This window comes from Streptomyces yaizuensis (assembly GCF_034961445.1).
Taxonomy (GTDB): domain Bacteria; phylum Actinomycetota; class Actinomycetes; order Streptomycetales; family Streptomycetaceae; genus Streptomyces; species Streptomyces yaizuensis.
This window is the reverse complement of the sequence record NZ_BSBI01000014.1, coordinates 183,625-201,155: the sequence shown is the minus strand read 5'-3', so window position 1 is coordinate 201,155 and position 17,531 is coordinate 183,625. Positions and strand designations below refer to the sequence as shown.

The window sequence follows — 17,531 nt, the reverse complement described above, 5'->3', positions numbered from 1 at the left end:
GCGCGGGGAGCCGTCCCCTCCATCCCCTCCGTCCACCGGCCCTCCGGCCCGCCTCCCTTCGAGGAACCGCCCGTGACCGTCCCGCCTTCGCCCTCCGCCCCGGGACCCGGCGCGCCGGCCACTGTCCCCTCTTCCGACGTCCTGGTCGTCGGCGGCACCGGCGTGGACACGGTCGTCCGGGTCGACGCGCTGCCGGTCCCGCTCGCGGACTCCCACCCCGTCGGCCCGATCCATGAATGGCCCGGCCAGACCGGCGGCAACGTGGCCCTGGGCTGCCGGGCCCTGAACCTCGACGTCACACTGATCGACTTCATCGGCGACGACCGGCCGGGCCGCATGGTCCAGGAGCGGCTGGCGGCGGGCGGGGTCCGCTGCGAGCCGGTGCACTCCCCGGCCGGGACCCGGCGGGCCGTCAATCTGGTCGACCCGGCGGGCCGCCGGATGTCCTTCTACGACGCGCGGGCCGTGCCCGGAGCGCGGCTCCCCCGCGAGAGCTTTCTGCCGCTGCTGCGGCGTACCCGCCATGTCCACCTCACCATCATGGATTTCGCCCGGCATCTCTTCGACGACATCGCCGCACTCGGTGTCCCCGTCTCCACCGATCTGCACGACTGGGACGGAGCCGCCGACCACCACCGGGACTTCGCCCTGCGGGCGGATCTCGTCTTCCTCAGCGCGGCCCGCACCGGCGGGCGGACCCCGGCGGTGATGCGGGAGATCCTGCGCTCGGGACGGGCCGGGGCGGTGGTCGCCACGGCCGGTGCGGACGGCTCCTGGCTGCTGACCCGGGGCGGCGGCGACACCCCGCTGCGGATCCCGGCCGCCCGGCCGCCCGCTCCCGTGGTGGACACCAACGGCGCGGGCGACGCCTATGTCTCCGGCTTCCTCCACGGCCGGCTGGCCGGACTCGACCCCCTCTCCTGTGCCCGGCAGGGCGCGGTCGCCGGTGCGTACGCCTGTACGGGCGAGGGCACCACCGCGCTGATCGGCGGGGCGGAGCTGTCGGCTCAGGTCTGCACGAGCGGCTCGTAGTCCGCCTCGTCCAGGCCGAAGGTCCAGGCCACGCCCTCCTTCGCGGTCCGGGTCCGCGGCGGGACCCGCAGCCAGTAGGTGCGGAAGGTGCCGTCGGGCTCGGCGGTGGAATTGACCACTTCGACCATCGCCACGTCCTCATCGCCTTCGAGGGCGATCCGCCAGAGCACACCGGCCTCGTCCCGGTGGACCGGCTGGGCGCCCGACTCGTCGAGATAGCGGTCATATCCGTAGAACTCCAGCATCACCCGGCGGAGTTCCGCGTTCTCCTCGGTGCGTATCCGCTCTGCGGTGAGGGACGCGAGCCGGTCGGGGAAATCGGCCGGGACGGGCATGCCCCGCCAGGCGTGGAGGGCGAAGCCGTCGGAGAAGGCGAGGGCGGGGCCCACCCCGCTGCCGAGGCGGCCCAGCTCGTCCCGGTGCAGCTCGGCGGGGCGCTCGCAGACGACGGCCGCCTTCTCGTACGGCCACCACCAGCCCGCGTGGCCGGCCACGCGGGCGAGCCCCGCCAGCCGGTCCCCCCGGCCGTCGAACGCGGCGAGCCAGGCCGCGTCGTGCTGTCCGAGCACGGCGTCGAGCAGCAGCAGCCGGACACCGGTGGCGGCGTCCCCCGCCGCCTCGCCGGCCGGGGCGGGCGCCTGGCCGGCGGGCCGCTCCTCCTCGGCGATCCGCTCCGCGACGGCCTCGCGGATCCGGTCCGCGAGATCGCGGGTGGTGTCCCAGAGCGCGGCGCCGGTACGGCCCCACAGCGCGGTCCAGCCCGCCGGGCCCAGCTCGTCGTGGAGTCTGCGCCGCTCCTGGGCCCAGGGGCGGGTGCGGACCTCGTCACGGACCGAGCGGCCCGCGTCCCCCAGCGCCCGGACCGCGCGCACCCCCGCGAGCGGGGAGTCCGCCCAGACGATCCGCTCCGGCTCGGCCAGGCCCGCGCTCCGGTAGGCGAGGCGGATCCCGTCCTCGGCGGCCGCCCGGTCCGCCGGGCCCGTCGCCACGGCCGCCGTGCGCCACTTCTGCATCTGTTCCATGATCGTCCCCGACCCCTGTCGTTCCGTACGCGCGTCCGTACCGCCGTCCGCGCCGTGCCCGTGCTGTGCGTGTTCCTGTAGCTGTAGCCGCGTTTATGGCTGTGTTTTCGTATACGTCCGCGCTGTCGTGCGCGCCGGCGGGACGCCCTCCGGTCAGTCCGCGACGACGCGGAAGGTCCCCGGCGCGTACTCCCGCTGGCGGAGCACGCGGTACCAGCCCTTGGGGAGCACGATCGGCGCGTGCTCCTCGTGCACCACCCGTCCGCCCTCCGCGAGATGGAGGAGGCGCGGACCCAGCGCGCCCGCCTCGGGGACCAGCCGGCCCGGCCCGACCACCGCGTGGGCGTGCCCGGTGACCTCGCCGAGCGCCAGCACCAGCCGGCCCCGCCCGTCCCGCGGCTCCGACGGCGCCTCCACGAGATGCGGCGGAACGGATTCCGCCGCCACGGGCGTGATCAGGATGTCTCCCTGCCGGTACATGGCTCTCCCCTCGAACGCCCGGCACCCTCTGCGCCGAACTGGTGAACGACGCTAACGGCAGGGTCTGACAACGCCGTTCGCCCAGCCGCCCGCACCCCTCCTACCAGCGGGTACGGGGGCCGGGCCGGGCATTGTCAGTGGGGCCGTGTACAAAAAATCCCAGCAACTGGCCGATCAACGCCGCCCGGTGTCTGGAGCGTTCCCATGCCCGTCTCGCATCACGAGGAGTTGCACGGCCTGCCCGTGTTCGACTTCCCCGCCCCCGGTGAAACCGGCCGGCGGTCCGTCCTCCCGCCCGCGGCCGATGTCGCCTGGCGGATCTGTGTGGACTCCTACCAGGACGACGGCGAGCGCCTGGAGTGGGAGGAGGAGTTCGCCCGCTTCCTCGACACCGTGGACGCCTCGGCGGTCCGGGCGCTGATCGTCGGCGCGTGGCGCGACCCGTACGAGCGGGGGTCGGAGACCGTCGTGGCCGCGCTGACCGCCGCCGCGGACCGGCTGCCCGCCCTGCGGGCCCTGTTCATCGGCGACATGGAGGCGGAGCAGTGCGAGATCTCCTGGATCACCCAGAGCCGGGTGACCCCGGTGCTGGACGCCTTCCCGGAGCTGCTGGAGTTCCGGGTGCGCGGCAGTGACTCCCTGGAGTTCCCGGCCGTTCGGCACGCCCGGCTGCGCACGCTCGCCATCGAGAGCGGCGGTCTGGACGCCGGGGTCGTGCGCGGTGTGGCGGCCAGCGATCTGCCCGCGCTGGAGACCCTCGACCTGTGGCTCGGTACCTCCTGGTACGGGGCGACGAGCGGCGTGGCGGATCTGGAGCCGTTCCTCACCGGCGTCCGGCTGCCCGCGCTGCGGCACCTGGCCCTGCGCAACAGCGAGATCCAGGACCGGATCGCGGCCGCCCTGGCGGGAGCGCCGGTCGTGGCCCGGCTGGAGCGGCTCGACCTGTCGATGGGGACCCTCGGCGACGAGGGTGCCGAGGCCCTGCTGAACGGGCAGCCGCTGACACATCTCACCAGCCTCGACCTGTCCCACCACTACCTGGGCCGGCCGATGATGGAGCGGCTCACGACCGTGTTCGGGGGGACGGGGGTCGAGCTGGACCTCTCCGACGCGCAGATCGACAACCCCTGGTGGGACAGCGAAGAGGAAAGCCGCTACACCGCCGTGGGGGAGTGAGCCGGTGACCGGGGTGGAAGCGGCGCGGAGCGCCGGGATCGCGTTGGTCGGCATTCCGGGCGGCCGGCGGGTGACGCTCTTCCAGGACGCGGCCCGCGCCGCCGGGCTGCCCGCCGTGCGGGTGGTGCCCTGGATCGAGGTGCTGCGCGGCCGGGCCCGCTTCCGCCCCGGGGAGCGGGTCCGGATCGACTCCCCCGGCGAGGACCCGCGGGTCGACCGGGAGCTGCGGGGTGTGGACGACCCCACCCGGGTGGAGGGCACCGCCCGCTGGTACCGGCGGTTCGTCGAGGGGCTGGACCGGGTGGCGGCGGCCGCCGCCGACGCGGGCGCGGTGCTCCTGGACGATCCCCGGGCCCTGGCGGTCCTCTTCGACAAGCGGCTCTGTCACGGAGCGCTGCGCGAGGCCGGGGTCGCGGTGCCCGATTCGCCCACCTCCGGTCCGGGTGCCCCGGTGCCCGGCGGCTGGGCGGAGGTCCGGTCGCTGGCGGAGGCGTCGGGGCTGCGGCGGATGTTCGTCAAGCCCGCGCACGGCTCGTCGGCCTCCGGCGTGCTGGCGGTGGAGACCGCGAGCCGGGGCCGGGTGCAGGCGACCACGTCCGTGGCGCGGGACGGCCATGGGCGGCTGTTCAACTCGCTGCGGGTGCGCCGCTGCACCGGGGAGCACGAGGTGGCCGCGCTGGTGGACGCCCTCGCTCCGGACGGGCTGCACATCGAGCGCTGGCTGCCCAAGGCCGGCCAGGGCGGCCGGAGCGCCGATCTGCGCGTGGTCGTGGTCGGTGGCCGGGCCACCCACGCGGTGGTCCGCACCAGCGTCTTCCCCATGACCAATCTCCATCTGGGCGGCGCCCGGGGCGATCTGCCGGCGGCCCTGGCGGCGATCGAGGCGGCCGGGGGCAGCTGGCCGGAGGCCCTGCGGCTGTGCGAACGGGCCGCCGGCCGGTTCCCCGGGGCCTCCCGGGTGGGCGTCGACCTCCTTCCCCACCGGCGCTGGCGGCGGTTCGCCGTCGGCGAGGTCAACGCCTTCGGGGATCTGCTGCCGGGCCTGACGGGGCTGCCGGGCGGCGGCGCCGAGGGCCTGGACACCTACGGGGCACAGATCGCCGCCCTGCTCCGGGCCCCGGACCACCCGTCGGCGGCCATCGCCCCCGGCGACCAGGAGGCCTGATCACACCGGAACCCGGCCTCACCGGCTCCTCGCCGCCCCGCCCTCTCGTACCGCTTCCGCCGGCCCGCCCCGGACACGGACACCCACCCGGCCGCACCAGGCACGTCGTACCACCGAGAACGGAACCACCCATGGCAGCTGACCCCGACACCCTCCCCCGGCCCTGTGGCGCGGGGCCCGGACCCGACATGCGCGAGGTCGTCGGCCGGGACGATCTGCTCCTGGTCACCCTGGACACCCTCCGCCACGACGTGGCGCGGGACCTGGCGGCCGCCGGGCGCACCCCGGAGCTGGCCCGCCGGCTCCCGGGCGGGCGCTGGGAGGAGCGGCACGCCCCCGGCAGCTTCACCTACGCCTCCCACCAGGCGATGTTCGCGGGCTTCCTGCCGACACCGGCCGCGCCGGGACCGCATCCCCGGCTGTTCGCCGCCCGGTTCGCCGGAAGCGAGACCACGGCGGACGGGACGTACGTCTTCGACACCCCGGACCTGGTCTCCGGGCTCGCCGCCGCCGGTTACCGGACGGTCTGCGTCGGCGGCGTCGGTTTCTTCAACCGGCGGGGCCCGCTGGGCTCGGTGCTGCCGGGGCTCTTCCAGGAGAGCCACTGGGAGCCGGAGTTCGGTGTCGCCTCGCCCACGTCCTTCGACGCCCAGGTCGCCCGCGCCGAGCGGGTGATCGCCGCGCTCCCGCGCGAGCAGCGGCTGTTCCTCTTCGTCAACGTGGCCGCGCTGCACCAGCCGAACTGGTTCCATCTCCCGGGTGCCAGCCGTGAGGCGGGCGACTCCCGCGCGACGCACGCCGCCGCCCTGGAGTACGTGGACCGGCACATCGGCCGGCTCTTCGCGGCGATGAGCAGCCGCCGCCGCTGCTTCGCGGTCGTCTGCTCCGACCACGGCACGGCCTACGGGGAGGACGGCTACACCGGCCACCGCATCGGCCACCCGTCCGTGTGGACGGTGCCGTACGCCCACTTCTTCCTGGACCACCACGACCCGGCCGCGGGCCGCCCGGCGTACCCCGGGAGCGGGCGATGAGCGCGGGGCAGGACGGGCCGCGCCCGTACCGGAACTACGTCTACGCCTACCCGCACAAGACGGCCTACCGCCGCTTCCCGGACCGGCCCGTGCTGCGGGAGCTGTGGGCTTGGGAGCGCAAGGACGCCCTGTCGCTCTACGCGCATCTGCCGTTCTGCGAGGTCCGTTGCGGATTCTGCAATCTCTTCACCCGGGTCGGGGCGCCCGAGGGGCTGATCGGGCGGTATCTCGACGCGCTCGAACGCCAGGCGGTGGCGGTCCGGGAGGCGCTGGGCGACGCGGAGCCGGTGCGGTTCGCCGGTGCGGCGTTCGGGGGCGGCACCCCCACCTTCCTGACCGCGGGTGAGCTGGAACGGCTCTGCGACATCACGGAGAAGCGGATGGGCGTGGATCTGACCGCCGTGCCGCTGTCGGTGGAGACGTCCCCGGCGACCGCGACCGGGGACCGGCTCGCCGTGCTCGCCGACCGGGGGGCGACCCGGCTGAGCATCGGGGTGCAGACGTTCGTGGAGGAGGAGGCGCGGGCGGCGGTCCGGCCCCAGCGCCGGGCCGACGTGGAAGCCGCGCTGGAGCGGATACGGGCCGCCGGGGTGCCGGTCCTCAACATCGACCTGATCTACGGCATCGACGGCCAGACCGCCCGCAGCTGGCGCCACTCCCTGGACGCGGCGCTCGCCTGGGAGCCGGAGGAGCTGTATCTCTACCCCCTCTACAAGCGTCCGCTGACCCCTCTGGGCCGGCGCGCGGCCGAGGGGGGCGCCGCCTGGGACGCCGAACGGCTGGGGCGCTACCGGGAGGGGCGCGACCATCTGCTGGCCCGGGGGTACGAGCAGAGGTCGATGCGGATGTTCCGCCGGGCGGCCGCGCCGCCGCAGGGCGCGGACGACTACGCCTGCCAGACCGACGGCATGATCGGCCTGGGGTGCGGGGCCCGTTCGTACACCACCACCCACCACTACTCGTTCGACTACGCCGTGAACATGACCGAGATACGGTCCATCGTCGACGCGTACACGCGGACGGCGGACTTCGGCCGGGCCGAGATCGGATTCCGTCTGGAGCCGTCGGGGGACGAGGCCCGCCGCCGCCATCTGCTCCAGTCGCTGCTTCAGGCGGAGGGGATGGAGACGGCCGGCTACCGGGAGCGGTTCGGGGCCGACCCCGGCGAGGACTTCGGCGCCGAGCTGGACCGGTTCGCGGCGCTGGGCTGGCTGGACGCCGGGGCGCCGGCCGGGCTGCTGCGGCTGAGCCCCGAGGGGCTGGCGCACTCCGACGCGCTGGGCCCGGAGCTGTTCTCGCCCGCCGTGCGGGAGCTGATGGGAGGGTACGAGGCCAAGTGAGCGAATCCCACCGCGCGGGGCTGACGCTGCTGTACCGGGGGCCGCTGGCGTCCTGCGACTACGACTGTCCCTACTGTCCGTTCGCCAAGCGGCGGGACGGCCCGGAGCTGCTGCGGGCGGACCGGGCCGCGCTGGAGCGCTTCACGGGCTGGGTCGGGGAGCGGCCGGCGGACGACCGGCTTTCGGTGCTCTTCACCCCGTGGGGCGAGGGTCTGGTCCGCTCCTGGTACCGGCGGGCGCTGGTCGACCTGTCCCATCTGCCGCAGGTGCGGCGGGTCGCGATCCAGACCAATCTGAGCTGCCGTACGGAGTGGCTGGACGCGGCCGACACCGGCACGGTCGCCCTGTGGTGCACCTTCCACCCCGGGCAGACCCCGTACGACCGCTTCCTCGGCAGGTGCCGGGAGCTGCTGGAGCGGGGGGTGCGCTTCAGTGTGGGGGTGGTCGGGCTCCCGGACCATCTGGAGCAGGCCACAAGGCTCCGCGCGGACCTCCCCGACCCGGTCTATCTCTGGGTCAACGCGGCGGACGGCCATCGCTACTCGGACGCCGAGGCACAGCGGTGGACGGCGCTCGACCCGCTCTTCCCCTACAGCCGTCATCCGCACCGCTCGGGCGGGCTGCCGTGCCGCACCGGCGAGTCGGTGGTCTCCGTGGACGGCGACGGCACGGTGCGCCGCTGCCATTTCGTCCGGGCGGAGCTGGGCAATCTCTACGACGGCTCCTACCTGCGGGCGCTCGGCCCCCGGGCGTGTCCGCTCGCGGTGTGCGACTGCCACATCGGCTATGTCCATCTGGAGTCGCTGCCGCTGTACGACGTCTTCGCCGGGGGCGTGCTGGAGCGGATCCCGGTGCCCGCGGCCCGGGTGCCGGGGCGCCCGCTGCCGCTCACGGTCCAGGGCTCCCGGCGGGCCGGGTCCCCGGGACCGGCCGCGCCGGCCCCGCCGGTCCCGGGCGCACCGCCGGTGCTCGGGCCGTCGGCCCCGGAGCCTGTCCCGGAGCCGCCGGTTCCGGAGCCGCCGGTTCCGGAGCTGCCCGTCCTGGAGCTGCCGGTCAGAGCGGCAGGAGGTCCGGGCGCTTGGCCTCCACCTGGTCGCCCGAGCTGACCCCGCGCAGCCGCCGGCCGATCCAGGGGCCCAGGTACTCACGGGCCCAGTGGATGTCGTCGCGCCGTACCTCCAGGGTCCCCCGGGGCGGCAGCGGCGGCCAGGGCTGGTCCGGGTCGGCGGGCACCGGCAGCCCGATGACCTGGGCGGCGCGCAGCGCGACCCGGGTGTGCCCCTCGGGGGAGAGGTGGAGCCGGTCGTCGTCCCAGGCCCGCCGGTCCTGGACGGAGCGGAGCGACCACAGGTCGAGGACCGGGCAGCCGTAGCGGTCGGCGATGGCGCGGACGTGCGCGGTGTAGGTGGCGACCTTGCCGCGCAGATGCCGCAGGACGGGCACGCCCCGGGTGTCGAAGCCGGTCGTCACCATCACCGTGCCGACGGCTTCGGTCAGCTCGGCGACGGCGCGCTCGAAGCGCTCGGCCACGTCGTCGGGGTCGGTGCCCGGCCGGATGATGTCATTGCCGCCGGCGCAGAAGGAGACGAGGTCGGGTGCGAGGGCCTTGGCCCTGGGCACCTGCTCCGCCACGATCTGGTCGAGGAGCCGGCCGCGTACCGCGAGGTTGGCGTACCGGAAGCTGTCCTCCGGTCGCCGGTCGGCGAGCAGGACCGCGAATCGGTCCGCCCAGCCGACGTAGGTTCCGTCCGGCCCCGGGTCTCCGACGCCCTCGGTGAAGCTGTCACCGATCGCCGCGTACGACCCGATTGCTCCTCTGTTGTGTGTTCTCGAATCGTCTGCCACAAGCAACCATCTTGTCGGCACGGATGTGACCTACGCGACCGTAAGGAGGGGTTGACGCGGCGTGATATTTACCACCGGCCGATATCACGCGCCGGGGAATACGGCCGTCCCCCCGCTCCGGGGCGGAGCGGGGGGACGGGTGGGTCCGCGATGGCGGTCGGGTCAGAGGGTGACGCCGTGCTGCCGCAGGTAGGAGACGGGGTCGACGTCCGAGCCGTAGCCGGTGCCGGTGCGGATCTCCAGGTGGAGGTGGGGTCCGCTGGAGTTGCCGGTGGAGCCGACGAGCCCGATCCGCTCGCCGCCGGTGACGCTCTGCCCGGCGCTGACGGAGAGCGCGGAGAGGTGGGCGTACTGGGAGTAGTGGCCGTCGGCGTGCTGGACGACGACCTCGTTGCCGTACGCGCCGTTCCAGCCGGCGGAGACGACGGTGCCGGGGCCGACGGACTGGACCGGGGTGCCGCTGGGGGCGGAGAAGTCGACGCCGGTGTGGTAGCCGCTGGACCACATGGAGCCGGTGGCGCGGTACGGGGTGCTGACACCGCCGGACGCCAGCGGGGTGGTCCAGCCGGCCGTGTCCGTGGTGGCCCCGGAAGCGGCGGTGGTGGTCGCGGCCGGCTCGGCGGCGGGCGTCGCGGGCGCCGCGCCGGCGGCGGCCTGCGGGGCGGCTGCGGCCGGGCCGTGGCCGCCGGTCGCCGGGGCGGCGGCGGGGGCGGTCCGGCCGGCCGCCTCGGCCCCGGCGGCCAGGGCCAGTTCGAGCCCGGGGTGGATCAGGGCGGGGTCGGCGCCGATGGCCTCGCGGTTGTCGGCGTACAGCTGCTGCCAGCCGCCCCGGACGTCCCGCTCCTCGGCGATGCGGGCCAGGTGGTCCCCGGCGACGACCCGGTACTCGGCGCGCTCGGGAGCGCGGTCCGCAGCGCGGTCCGCAGCGCGGTCCGCTCCCCCACCCTGCGACGGGAGCGCGGCGGGTGCGGCGGCCGGGGCGACGGCGGCCTGGGGCGCGGCGGCGGGGGCCGCCTGCGCGGTGCCGGCGCCGAACAGCGGCAGGGCGAGGGCCGCCCCTCCGGTGCCGGCGGCGACGAATCCCCGGGTGATGGTGCTGGTCCTGGGGCGGCGGTGCTTGCCCTGGGGCATGACGCGTTCCTCTCCGGCGCCTGCGAGGTGAGCTGTCGGGTTCGGGCTGGAGTTGCCCGGCCGCGCTGCTGCGCGGCTTCACCCCGAGCCGTCCGGCGGCTGCCGTCCGGCGTACTGCGTGGGTCCCCCGCTCCTGCCACACGGTGCTGTCCGATGGGGATCCGGCCGGCGGCAGGATTCGGCGGTCCGCCCGGAGGCCGTGACCGTAGACGAGCCGAACGGACCGGAACAAGCCGTTCCACTTCCCTCGGCGCACGGCACGATGATCCATCCGGCGACGGCACCCGCCCGCCCCGTCACCCTCCGTGGAACCGCCACCGGCAACTCCGGGACCCGCTCCGAAGTTGACCCGCCGCCACCCGGCACGGACCGTCACCACTATGATCCTGCTCACCCACGGGACCCCATAGACCACCAGACAGTGGCATGCACCAATGAACTGCCTATTTCGGTCAGAAGTGATGGTTATGGTGGTTATCGATGGCCCAGTCGACTGAGCCGGATGACCGCCGCGTCCAGGTCGCCCCGGAGGCCGGTGGCGATCCCGTGGTGCAGCAGCACGGCACCCCGGTGCTCGGCCCCGGTGTCCTGGCAGCGGTAGACGGCGGCCGGGTCCAGCCCCCGCAGCCGGAGCGGCGGCGGCCGCTCGCCGTAGTGCTGGGCCTGGAGGCACGCGAGCACCACCGTCTCGTCGCCGTGCACGTACTGCACGGCGCTCAGTCCACCGCCGGGCGGCCGCAGCCGGTACAGCGCGCCGTGCTGCACCAGCGGCCGGATCCGCCGGTACAGCTCCACCCAGCCGCGCGCCTCGGCCAGCTCCTCGTCGCTCCACGCGGTCAGGTCGCCGCCGATGCCCAGCACCCCGGCCATGGCGCTGACGAAGCGGAACCGCAGCGTGCTGCGCCGGTCGTTGAGCTGGGTGTTCGGGCTGTCGGTGACCCACGCCGCCATCACCCGCGCGGGGTGGATCTGGCTGAATCCGTGCTGGATGGCGAGCCGGTCCAGCGGGTCGGTGTTGTCGGAGGTCCACACCTGGTCGGTACGGGAGAGGATGCCCAGGTCGACCCGGCCGCCGCCGCCCGAGCAGGACTCGAAGGCCACCTCCGGGTGCGCCGCCCGCAACTCGTCCAGCAGCCCGTACAGCGCCTCGACGTGCTCCACCCACAGCCGCTGCGGATAGGCGTCGCCGGGCCAGCCCGCGTCGGTGAAACAGCGGTTGAAGTCCCACTTCACATAGTCGATCGGGGCGCTCCGCAGCAGCTCGTGCAGCCGGTCGGCGAGATACCGCCGGACGTCGGGGCGGGCGGCGTTCAGGACGAGCTGGTTGCGGAACTCGGTGCGGGTGCGGCCCGGGTGGTGCTGCACCCAGTCGGGCCGGGCCCGGTGGAGATCGCTGTCCGGGTTGACCATCTCCGGCTCGACCCAGATCCCGAACCCCATGCCGAGCGCGTGCACCTCGTCGGCGAGGGGACGTAGGCCCCCGGGGAACCGCTCCGGGTTGGGGGTCCAGTCGCCGAGACCGGCCCGGTCGCTGGTCCGCCGGCCGAACCAGGCGTCGTCGACGACGAACAGCTCCACCCCCAGGCCGGCCGCGCGGCGGGCCAGCGCGAGCTGCTGGCCGGCACAGATGTCGAAGCCGGTGGCCTCCCAGGAGTTGTAGAGGACGGGCCGCACGGCGGCGGCGCCGGGCACGACATGGGCGAGCTGCCAGGCGTGCCAGGCCCGGCTGGCGCCGCCGAAGCCGTCCGGGCTCCACAGCCCGGCGAAGACGGGCGAGGTCCACGAGTCACCGGGGGCGAGCCGCAGCAGCCCGGAGTCGTCGTGCCCGGCGCCGCCGGTGATCTGGACCCGGCCGTCGGGCAGCAGCTGGACGGCGAGCCGCCACGAGCCGGACCAGCCGAGGGCGCAGCCGTACACTTCGCCGTGCTCCTCGCCGGCCCCCTCGGCGTCCAGCGCGACCCAGGGCAGGTGCTGATGGCCGGTGTGGCCCCGGCGGCTGCCGATGACCACCTCGCCGGGGCCCAGCGCGGAGCGGTGCAGCCGGGACTCGGCCGCCCACCGGCCGTGCAGCCGGCTCAGCCGCCAGGCATCGCGGACGGGCAGGGTCCAGGTGGCGGAGTCCGCCCGCAGCAGCTCCAGGGCGGGGCCCGTGCCCCCGTGGGCGACGGTGACCCGCCGTTCGACGACGTCGAAGCCGTCCCGCAGCCGGTAGTGGAGGGTCAGGTCCAGACCGTGCACCGGGTCGGTGAAGCGCAGCCTCAGCTCGTCACCGTCACCGTCACCGTCCGCGTCCGTTCCCCTCCCCGCCCCCGTCGCACCCGTTCCCGCACCCGCACCTGTCTCGGCTCCGGCGAAGACCCACTCGGTGCCGCGTACCTCGGGGGTACGCACCGACAGCGCGGGCCGGGTGAAGCGCGGGCCGCCCTCGACGGGGTACTCCTCCCGGCCGTCGAGCGGGGACTCGAAGGGCCGGTACGGCGGTAACGGGTCGACGGCCAGCGCGCATGCGTCCGCCCCGGTGATCCGGGGGCCCCAGTGCAGATGGAGCAGTTCGTCACGGTCCGTGAGATGGAGTGCGTAACTGCTGGTGGGCCCGGAGAGAACCCAGGTGCGCCCCGCACCGACGGTATCGATCATCCCGACCCCCCAGTCATCCCGACCCCTCCGTCCGACGGCCGCCCCGGCGCCCGCTCGACGCCCGCTCGACACCGGGTCGGCGCCACAGATGCCCACAGGTCCGCACAGGCCCGCACATCATCCGACGGCGGGGCGTACGGTGCAACGCCCCCTCGCCCGCCGGAGGCCGGGGAACACCGTGTCGTATCGTCGAGAAAGCGCCATGGTCGGCGAGGAGCGCCGACGGCAGTGACCTCAGGAGACTTCGTGACGCAGCAGTTGCCGCCGGTCCCGTCGACCGAGCCCGATCTCGCCGGCGTGCGCAACTTCCGCGATGTCGGCGGACTGCCGACCGTGGACGGCGGACGGGTGCGGTACGGGCGGCTCTTCCGCAGCGGGCACCTGGCCCATGCGACGGAGGGCGACGCCGCCTTCCTGACGACGCTGGGGCTGCACACGATCTTCGACTTCCGCAACGCCGCCGACGTCCGGCTGGAGGGGCCCGACGTCGACCTGCCGGGCGTGCGGTATGTGAATCTCCCGCTGAGCGACCCGGCCGCCGGCGCCGAGTTCTGGCGGATGGTCCGCGAGGGCGATCCGACCCTGCTGCGCGAGGTCCTGGCGGACGGCGGCGCGGCCCGCCGGATGGCCGATTCCTATCGCGAGATGGTGGAGGAGCGGACCGGCGAGCACAGCCGGGTCCTGCACGCCCTGGCCGACGACAGCACCCCGGCGCTGATGCACTGCGCGGCGGGCAAGGACCGCGCCGGGCTCTCCATAGCCGTGGCGCTGCTCGCCGTGGGGGTGGAGCGGGAGGCGGTCGAGGCGGACTATCTGAAGTCGAACGACCCGCACCGGCGCTACCGGGTGCGCCGCCTGGACGACGGCTCGCCGGGGATGTCGGCGGAGGTGATGGAGCTGCTGAGCCCCCTCTTCGACGCGCGGCTGGAGTATCTGCGGACCGCCTTCGACGCGATGGAACGATCCTTCGGAGGGGTCGAGGGCTATCTCACCCAGGGGCTGGGGCTCGCTCCGGCGACCCGGCGGCGGCTGCGGGAGCGGCTGGTCGACCCCGCCTGAGCCGTACCCCGTACGGACGCCGCGCGGAGGGCACGGTCCGGGGCTCGTGGCGCCGGGCCGTGTCCGGTACTCGGTGCACGGCCCGGGGGCGGAGAGGTCCCGTGCGGAACGGCTCCCGTGGGAAACGGCTCCCGTGGGAAACGGCTCCTGAGGACAGGTCCCCGCTACTTCGCCCCGACCTCGAAGAGGAGGTAGAGGAAGAAGGCGAAGACATGGCCGGCGATCAGATAGGCGAAGAGCCGGATCACCAGGCCACGGGGGAACTTGCCCTCCTGCTTGCCCTGGGTGCGCGCGGGCACGGGCGCGGCGGCGGAGTCGGCTGCGTGGGCCGTGTGGTCGGTGTGGGCTGCGTGGTCGGACATGTCACTCCTCGGGGTCGGACCGGACCCGCCCGGTGGCGTGCGGGTCGATGGGCCTGTGGGTTCTCAGCGGTGCGGGTCGGCGAGATGGGCGTGGAGGTCGGGGCTCTGGAGCAGGGTGTGGACGAAGAGCAGCTCGGCGCCCTCCCGGCCGGCGGCAGCCAGCCGGTGCGGGGTCAGCGAGTCGAAGTGCGCGCTGTCCCCGGGACCCAGCTCGTGCACGGCCTCACCGAGGGTGAGCCGGAGCCGGCCGTCGAGGACGTACATCCACTCCTCGCCCGGGTGGACCCGGACCAGGTCGCCCTGGGCGCCGTACGGGACCACGAGCCGGAGCGCCTGCATGGCCCGGCCGGGGACTCCCGCCTGGTGGTAGGTCCAGCCGTCGGCGGCGGCGGGCTCGCGCCGGCCGGCCCGTACGACGGGGTCGTGTTCCGGGGACAGCTCCCCCAGCAGCTCGGCGATCGTCGTACCGTAGATACGGGCGAGGGAGAGCAGCATCGGCAGCGAGGGCTGCCGGCGGCCGGTCTCCAGCCGGGAGAGGTGCGCGGGTGACAGGCCCGCGCGCTGGGCGGCGGCCTCCAGGGTGAGCCCCCGGCGGCGGCGCAGGTCGCGCAGCCGGGGCGCGACGTCCGGCAGCTCGTCCACGACGTCCCGCGCGGGGGTTCGGAGGTCCGGGGGGTGGCCCCCGGGAGGGGTCTGCATAGGACCATTGCGCCAGGAAACTGCCTCTGAGGCAAATAACTTGCCCCAGAGGCAAAATCTGCTCCGCCGGGCGCCTGCCGTGATACCAAAACAGCAGGTCAGAGCGGTGTCAGTGGCGTGCCAGGGCCTGTCCGACCAGGGTACGGCCGAAGTCCCAGATCAGCCCGCTCCCGGCGTGGGCCTCGTCCATGACCGCCGTGAAGGCGGTGACGAACCGGTCCACCTCCGGCTCGCCGATCGTCAGCGGCGGGATCAGTTTGATCACCTCCAGACGGTCGCCGGAGACCTGGGTGAGGATCCGGTGCCGGTGCAGCAGCGGGCCCACCACCAGCTGGGCGAAGAGCCCGGGGCGGGCCGCCTGGAGCATGTTCCAGCGGGTGCGCAGCCCCAGCGACCGGGGCCGCCCGAACTCGATCCCGATCATCAGCCCCCGGCCGCGTACCTCGTGCAGGAACTCGTACCGCTCCACGAGTGCCGCCAGCCGCTCCCGCAGCAGCCCGCCGGTGGCGCGGGCCCGGCCGGCCAGGTCCTCGTCCTCGATCACACAGAGCACGGCGAGGCCCGCCGCCATGGCCTGGGCGTTGGATCCGAAGCTGGCCGAGTGGACGAGCACCCGGTCCATCGAGGAGTAGACCTTCCGGAAGATCCATTCCTTGCCGAGGGTGGCGCCGACCGGGACATAGCCGCCGGAGAGCGCCTTGGCGACGCAGATCAGATCGGGTTCGGCCCCGGGTTCGTGGTCGTGGGCCCAGAAGTCGCCGGTGCGGCCGAGGCCGGTCTGCACCTCGTCGGCGATCAGCACCGCCCGGTGGCGGTGGAGCAGTTCGCGGGCGGCGCGCAGATAGCCGGGCGGGGCCGCGTGCACGCCTTTGCCCTGGATGGGCTCCACGACGAGCGCGGCGACGTCCCCCCGGGCCAGCTCCCGTTCCAGCGCCGCCAGGTCGCCGAGGGGTACGGCGGTGTCGGGCAGCAGGGGCGCGAAGCCGTCCCGGAAGCCCCGCTCGCCGTTGACCGAGAGCGAGCCGCAGGTCAGCCCGTGGAAGGCGTGGTCGCAGTAGAGGACGCGGGGGCGCCCGGTGGCGCACCGGGCGAACTTGAGCGCGGTCTCCACGGCCTCGGTGCCGCTGTTGCCGAAGAACACCCGGTCGAGATGGGGGCTGTGGGCGAGCAGCCGTTCGGCGAGCAGCCCCGGCAGCGGCTGGCAGTCGAACCGGGTGAGGTCGGCGAGGCCGGCGTCGAGGACGTCGTGGAGCGCGCGGCGGACCACCGGGTGGTGGCGGCCGAGGCCCATGACCCCGAAGCCCGCGAGCATGTCGAGGTACTCCCGGCCCTCGTCGTCCCAGAAGTAGGCGCCCTCGGCGCGTTCGTAGACCCGGTCGAAGCCGAGGGTCCGCAGCATGCGGGGCAGCTGGGGGTTGAGGTGGCGGCTGTGCAGCGCGTAGCCCTCGGTGCCCCGGGCGGCGAGCAGCGCCCGCAGGTCGAAGCCGGCCGGCGCCCCGGCGGGACCCGGGGGCGTCGCCACCGGCTCAGCCACGGCCGCCGGAGAGGGTGTCCCGGGCCGCGCGCAGGGATTCCCGGAGGGATCCCATGGTGGCGAGGACGGCGGTGGGTTCGTAGCCGCAGTGCGCCATGCAGTTGGCGCAGCGCGGGTCCCGGCCCCGGCCGTATTTCTCCCAGTCCGTCTCCTCGACGAGCTGGCGGTAGGTGGGGACGTAGCCGTCGCTCATCAGATAGCAGGGGCGCTGCCAGCCGAAGAGGGAGTAGTTGGGGATCGCCCACGCGGTGCAGGGGAAGTCGGCCTTTCCTTCCAGGAAGTCCAGGAAGAGGGGCGAGTGGTTGAGCCGCCAGCGCCTTCGGTTGCCGTCCGCGAAGGCCTTGCGGAACAGTTCCCTGGTCTGGGCGACGCCGAGGAAGTGTTCCTGGTCGGGGGCCTTCTCGTAGGCGTACGCCGGGGAGATCATCATCTGGTCCACGCCCAGGTCGTCATTGAGGTAGTTCATTACCTCGATCACGGTCTGCGGGGTGTCGGTGTTGAAGAAGGTGGAATTGGTGGTGACGCGGAAGCCGAGCCGCTGGGCCTCCCGGATCGCGGCCACCGCCTCGTCGAACACGCCTTCCTTGGCGACGGATTCGTCGTGGCGCTCCCGCAGTCCGTCGATGTGGACGGCGAAGGCGAAGTACCGGGAGGGGGTGAATTTCTCGATCTTCTTGCGCAGCAGCACGGCGTTGGTGCAGAGGAAGACGTATTTCCGCCGGGCGACCAGTTCGGTGACGATCTCGTCGATCTGGGGGTGCATGAGCGGTTCGCCGCCCGCGATGGAGACCATCGGCGCACCGGACTCCACGACCGCGCCGACCGCCTGGGCGACCGGCATCCGCTGCCTGAGCACGCCCGCCGGGTGCTGGATCTTTCCGCAGCCCTCGCACGTGAGATTGCAGGCGTACAGCGGTTCCAATTCGACGATCAGCGGGAACTTCTCCCGCTTGCGCATTTTCTGACGGAAGAGATAGGTCCCGATCCGGATGGTCTGGCGGAGTGGCATGGCCAT

Annotated in this window: 15 protein-coding genes, 1 pseudogene and 1 riboswitch; of the genes and pseudogenes, 7 read left to right on the top strand and 9 right to left on the bottom strand. The window is 74.1% G+C overall.

The window, feature by feature from the left end; translation table 11 throughout:
- The first annotated feature begins 141 nt into the window (after positions 1 to 141).
- On the top strand, positions 142 to 1,032 hold the full coding sequence (locus tag SYYSPA8_RS29520; RefSeq protein ID WP_323450493.1) for a carbohydrate kinase family protein: 891 nt from the start codon (positions 142 to 144) through the stop codon (positions 1,030 to 1,032).
- On the opposite strand, the gene SYYSPA8_RS29515 is transcribed toward SYYSPA8_RS29520, so the two are convergent.
- Together SYYSPA8_RS29515 and SYYSPA8_RS29510 are read right to left on the bottom strand one after the other, a co-directional pair.
- Complete coding sequence (locus SYYSPA8_RS29515) at positions 1,008 to 2,054, bottom strand: DUF6745 domain-containing protein (RefSeq protein WP_323450432.1); 1,047 nt, start codon at positions 2,052 to 2,054, stop codon at positions 1,008 to 1,010. The two genes, SYYSPA8_RS29520 and SYYSPA8_RS29515, sit on opposite strands and share 25 nt — an antisense overlap.
- Before the next feature lie 153 nt (positions 2,055 to 2,207).
- Positions 2,208 to 2,534, bottom strand: coding sequence for a hypothetical protein (locus SYYSPA8_RS29510; RefSeq protein ID WP_323450431.1), 327 nt, complete (start codon positions 2,532 to 2,534; stop codon positions 2,208 to 2,210).
- A gap of 204 nt (positions 2,535 to 2,738) precedes the next feature.
- Here SYYSPA8_RS29510 and SYYSPA8_RS29505 point away from each other — a divergent pair, with 204 nt between their 5' ends.
- The 5 genes and pseudogenes from SYYSPA8_RS29505 to SYYSPA8_RS29485 form a co-directional block, all read left to right on the top strand.
- A complete protein-coding gene (locus SYYSPA8_RS29505; RefSeq protein WP_323450430.1) occupies positions 2,739 to 3,710 on the top strand; it encodes an STM4015 family protein in 972 nt (323 codons plus the stop codon).
- Between the two features lie 4 nt (positions 3,711 to 3,714).
- Positions 3,715 to 4,875, top strand: coding sequence for an STM4014 family protein (locus tag SYYSPA8_RS29500; RefSeq protein WP_407706112.1), 1,161 nt, complete (start codon positions 3,715 to 3,717; stop codon positions 4,873 to 4,875).
- Positions 4,876 to 5,063: 188 nt separating this feature from the next.
- Positions 5,064 to 5,909 carry an STM4013/SEN3800 family hydrolase gene (locus SYYSPA8_RS29495; protein WP_323450491.1) on the top strand — a complete coding sequence of 282 codons (846 nt, stop codon included), beginning with the start codon at positions 5,064 to 5,066 and terminating at the stop codon, positions 5,907 to 5,909.
- Entirely contained in the window at positions 5,906 to 7,249 is a 1,344-nt protein-coding gene (locus SYYSPA8_RS29490; RefSeq protein ID WP_323450429.1) for an STM4012 family radical SAM protein, read from the top strand. The genes SYYSPA8_RS29495 and SYYSPA8_RS29490 overlap by 4 nt, the downstream gene beginning before the upstream one ends.
- A 20-nt stretch (positions 7,250 to 7,269) precedes the next feature.
- Positions 7,270 to 8,247: pseudogene (locus SYYSPA8_RS29485) on the top strand (STM4011 family radical SAM protein); the annotation flags it as partial.
- Positions 8,248 to 8,302: 55 nt separating this feature from the next.
- On the opposite strand, the gene SYYSPA8_RS29480 reads toward SYYSPA8_RS29485, so the two are convergent.
- The 3 genes from SYYSPA8_RS29480 to SYYSPA8_RS29470 all read right to left on the bottom strand — a co-directional run bounded on the left by SYYSPA8_RS29480 (position 8,303) and on the right by SYYSPA8_RS29470 (position 12,862).
- Entirely contained in the window at positions 8,303 to 9,094 is a 792-nt protein-coding gene (locus tag SYYSPA8_RS29480) for an SGNH/GDSL hydrolase family protein (RefSeq protein ID WP_323450427.1), read from the bottom strand.
- 162 nt (positions 9,095 to 9,256) lie between these two features.
- Positions 9,257 to 10,225 (bottom strand): M23 family metallopeptidase, encoded by a 969-nt coding sequence (locus SYYSPA8_RS29475; RefSeq protein WP_323450426.1) that lies wholly within the window; start codon positions 10,223 to 10,225, stop codon positions 9,257 to 9,259.
- A 4-nt stretch (positions 10,226 to 10,229) separates the two neighbouring features.
- Positions 10,230 to 10,402, bottom strand: a riboswitch (cyclic di-AMP (ydaO/yuaA leader).
- A gap of 297 nt (positions 10,403 to 10,699) precedes the next feature.
- Positions 10,700 to 12,862 carry an alpha-galactosidase gene (locus SYYSPA8_RS29470; RefSeq protein WP_323450425.1) on the bottom strand — a complete coding sequence of 721 codons (2,163 nt, stop codon included), beginning with the start codon at positions 12,860 to 12,862 and terminating at the stop codon, positions 10,700 to 10,702.
- Between the two features lie 246 nt (positions 12,863 to 13,108).
- Here SYYSPA8_RS29470 and SYYSPA8_RS29465 point away from each other — a divergent pair, with 246 nt between their 5' ends.
- Positions 13,109 to 13,921, top strand: a complete 813-nt coding sequence (locus tag SYYSPA8_RS29465) for a tyrosine-protein phosphatase (protein ID WP_323450424.1) — start codon at positions 13,109 to 13,111, stop codon at positions 13,919 to 13,921.
- A gap of 164 nt (positions 13,922 to 14,085) precedes the next feature.
- Here SYYSPA8_RS29465 and SYYSPA8_RS29460 read toward each other — a convergent pair whose 3' ends face one another.
- The 4 genes from SYYSPA8_RS29460 to hpnH form a co-directional block, all read right to left on the bottom strand.
- Positions 14,086 to 14,283, bottom strand: coding sequence for a DUF6126 family protein (locus SYYSPA8_RS29460; RefSeq protein WP_323450423.1), 198 nt, complete (start codon positions 14,281 to 14,283; stop codon positions 14,086 to 14,088).
- A gap of 63 nt (positions 14,284 to 14,346) precedes the next feature.
- Positions 14,347 to 14,982, bottom strand: coding sequence for an XRE family transcriptional regulator (locus SYYSPA8_RS29455; RefSeq protein WP_323450422.1), 636 nt, complete (start codon positions 14,980 to 14,982; stop codon positions 14,347 to 14,349).
- A gap of 109 nt (positions 14,983 to 15,091) precedes the next feature.
- Entirely contained in the window at positions 15,092 to 16,504 is a 1,413-nt protein-coding gene (locus SYYSPA8_RS29450) for an aspartate aminotransferase family protein (protein WP_323450421.1), read from the bottom strand.
- A 4-nt stretch (positions 16,505 to 16,508) separates the two neighbouring features.
- Positions 16,509 to 17,531 carry an adenosyl-hopene transferase HpnH gene (gene hpnH, locus SYYSPA8_RS29445; protein WP_323450420.1) on the bottom strand — a complete coding sequence of 341 codons (1,023 nt, stop codon included), beginning with the start codon at positions 17,529 to 17,531 and terminating at the stop codon, positions 16,509 to 16,511.

What these genes read in the sequence shown, in the direction of transcription:
- SYYSPA8_RS29515 (WP_323450432.1), bottom strand. Translation starts at nt 2,054, where the DNA reads ATGGAACAGATGCAGAAGTGGCGCACGGCGGCCGTGGCGACGGGCCCG.
- SYYSPA8_RS29510 (WP_323450431.1), bottom strand. Translation starts at nt 2,534, where the DNA reads ATGTACCGGCAGGGAGACATCCTGATCACGCCCGTGGCGGCGGAATCC.
- SYYSPA8_RS29505 (WP_323450430.1), top strand. Translation starts at nt 2,739, where the DNA reads ATGCCCGTCTCGCATCACGAGGAGTTGCACGGCCTGCCCGTGTTCGAC.
- SYYSPA8_RS29495 (WP_323450491.1), top strand. Translation starts at nt 5,064, where the DNA reads ATGCGCGAGGTCGTCGGCCGGGACGATCTGCTCCTGGTCACCCTGGAC.
- SYYSPA8_RS29490 (WP_323450429.1), top strand. Translation starts at nt 5,906, where the DNA reads ATGAGCGCGGGGCAGGACGGGCCGCGCCCGTACCGGAACTACGTCTAC.
- SYYSPA8_RS29475 (WP_323450426.1), bottom strand. Translation starts at nt 10,225, where the DNA reads ATGCCCCAGGGCAAGCACCGCCGCCCCAGGACCAGCACCATCACCCGG.
- SYYSPA8_RS29470 (WP_323450425.1), bottom strand. Translation starts at nt 12,862, where the DNA reads ATGATCGATACCGTCGGTGCGGGGCGCACCTGGGTTCTCTCCGGGCCC.
- SYYSPA8_RS29460 (WP_323450423.1), bottom strand. Translation starts at nt 14,283, where the DNA reads ATGTCCGACCACGCAGCCCACACCGACCACACGGCCCACGCAGCCGAC.
- SYYSPA8_RS29455 (WP_323450422.1), bottom strand. Translation starts at nt 14,982, where the DNA reads ATGCAGACCCCTCCCGGGGGCCACCCCCCGGACCTCCGAACCCCCGCG.
- hpnH (WP_323450420.1), bottom strand. Translation starts at nt 17,531, where the DNA reads ATGGCCATGCCACTCCGCCAGACCATCCGGATCGGGACCTATCTCTTC.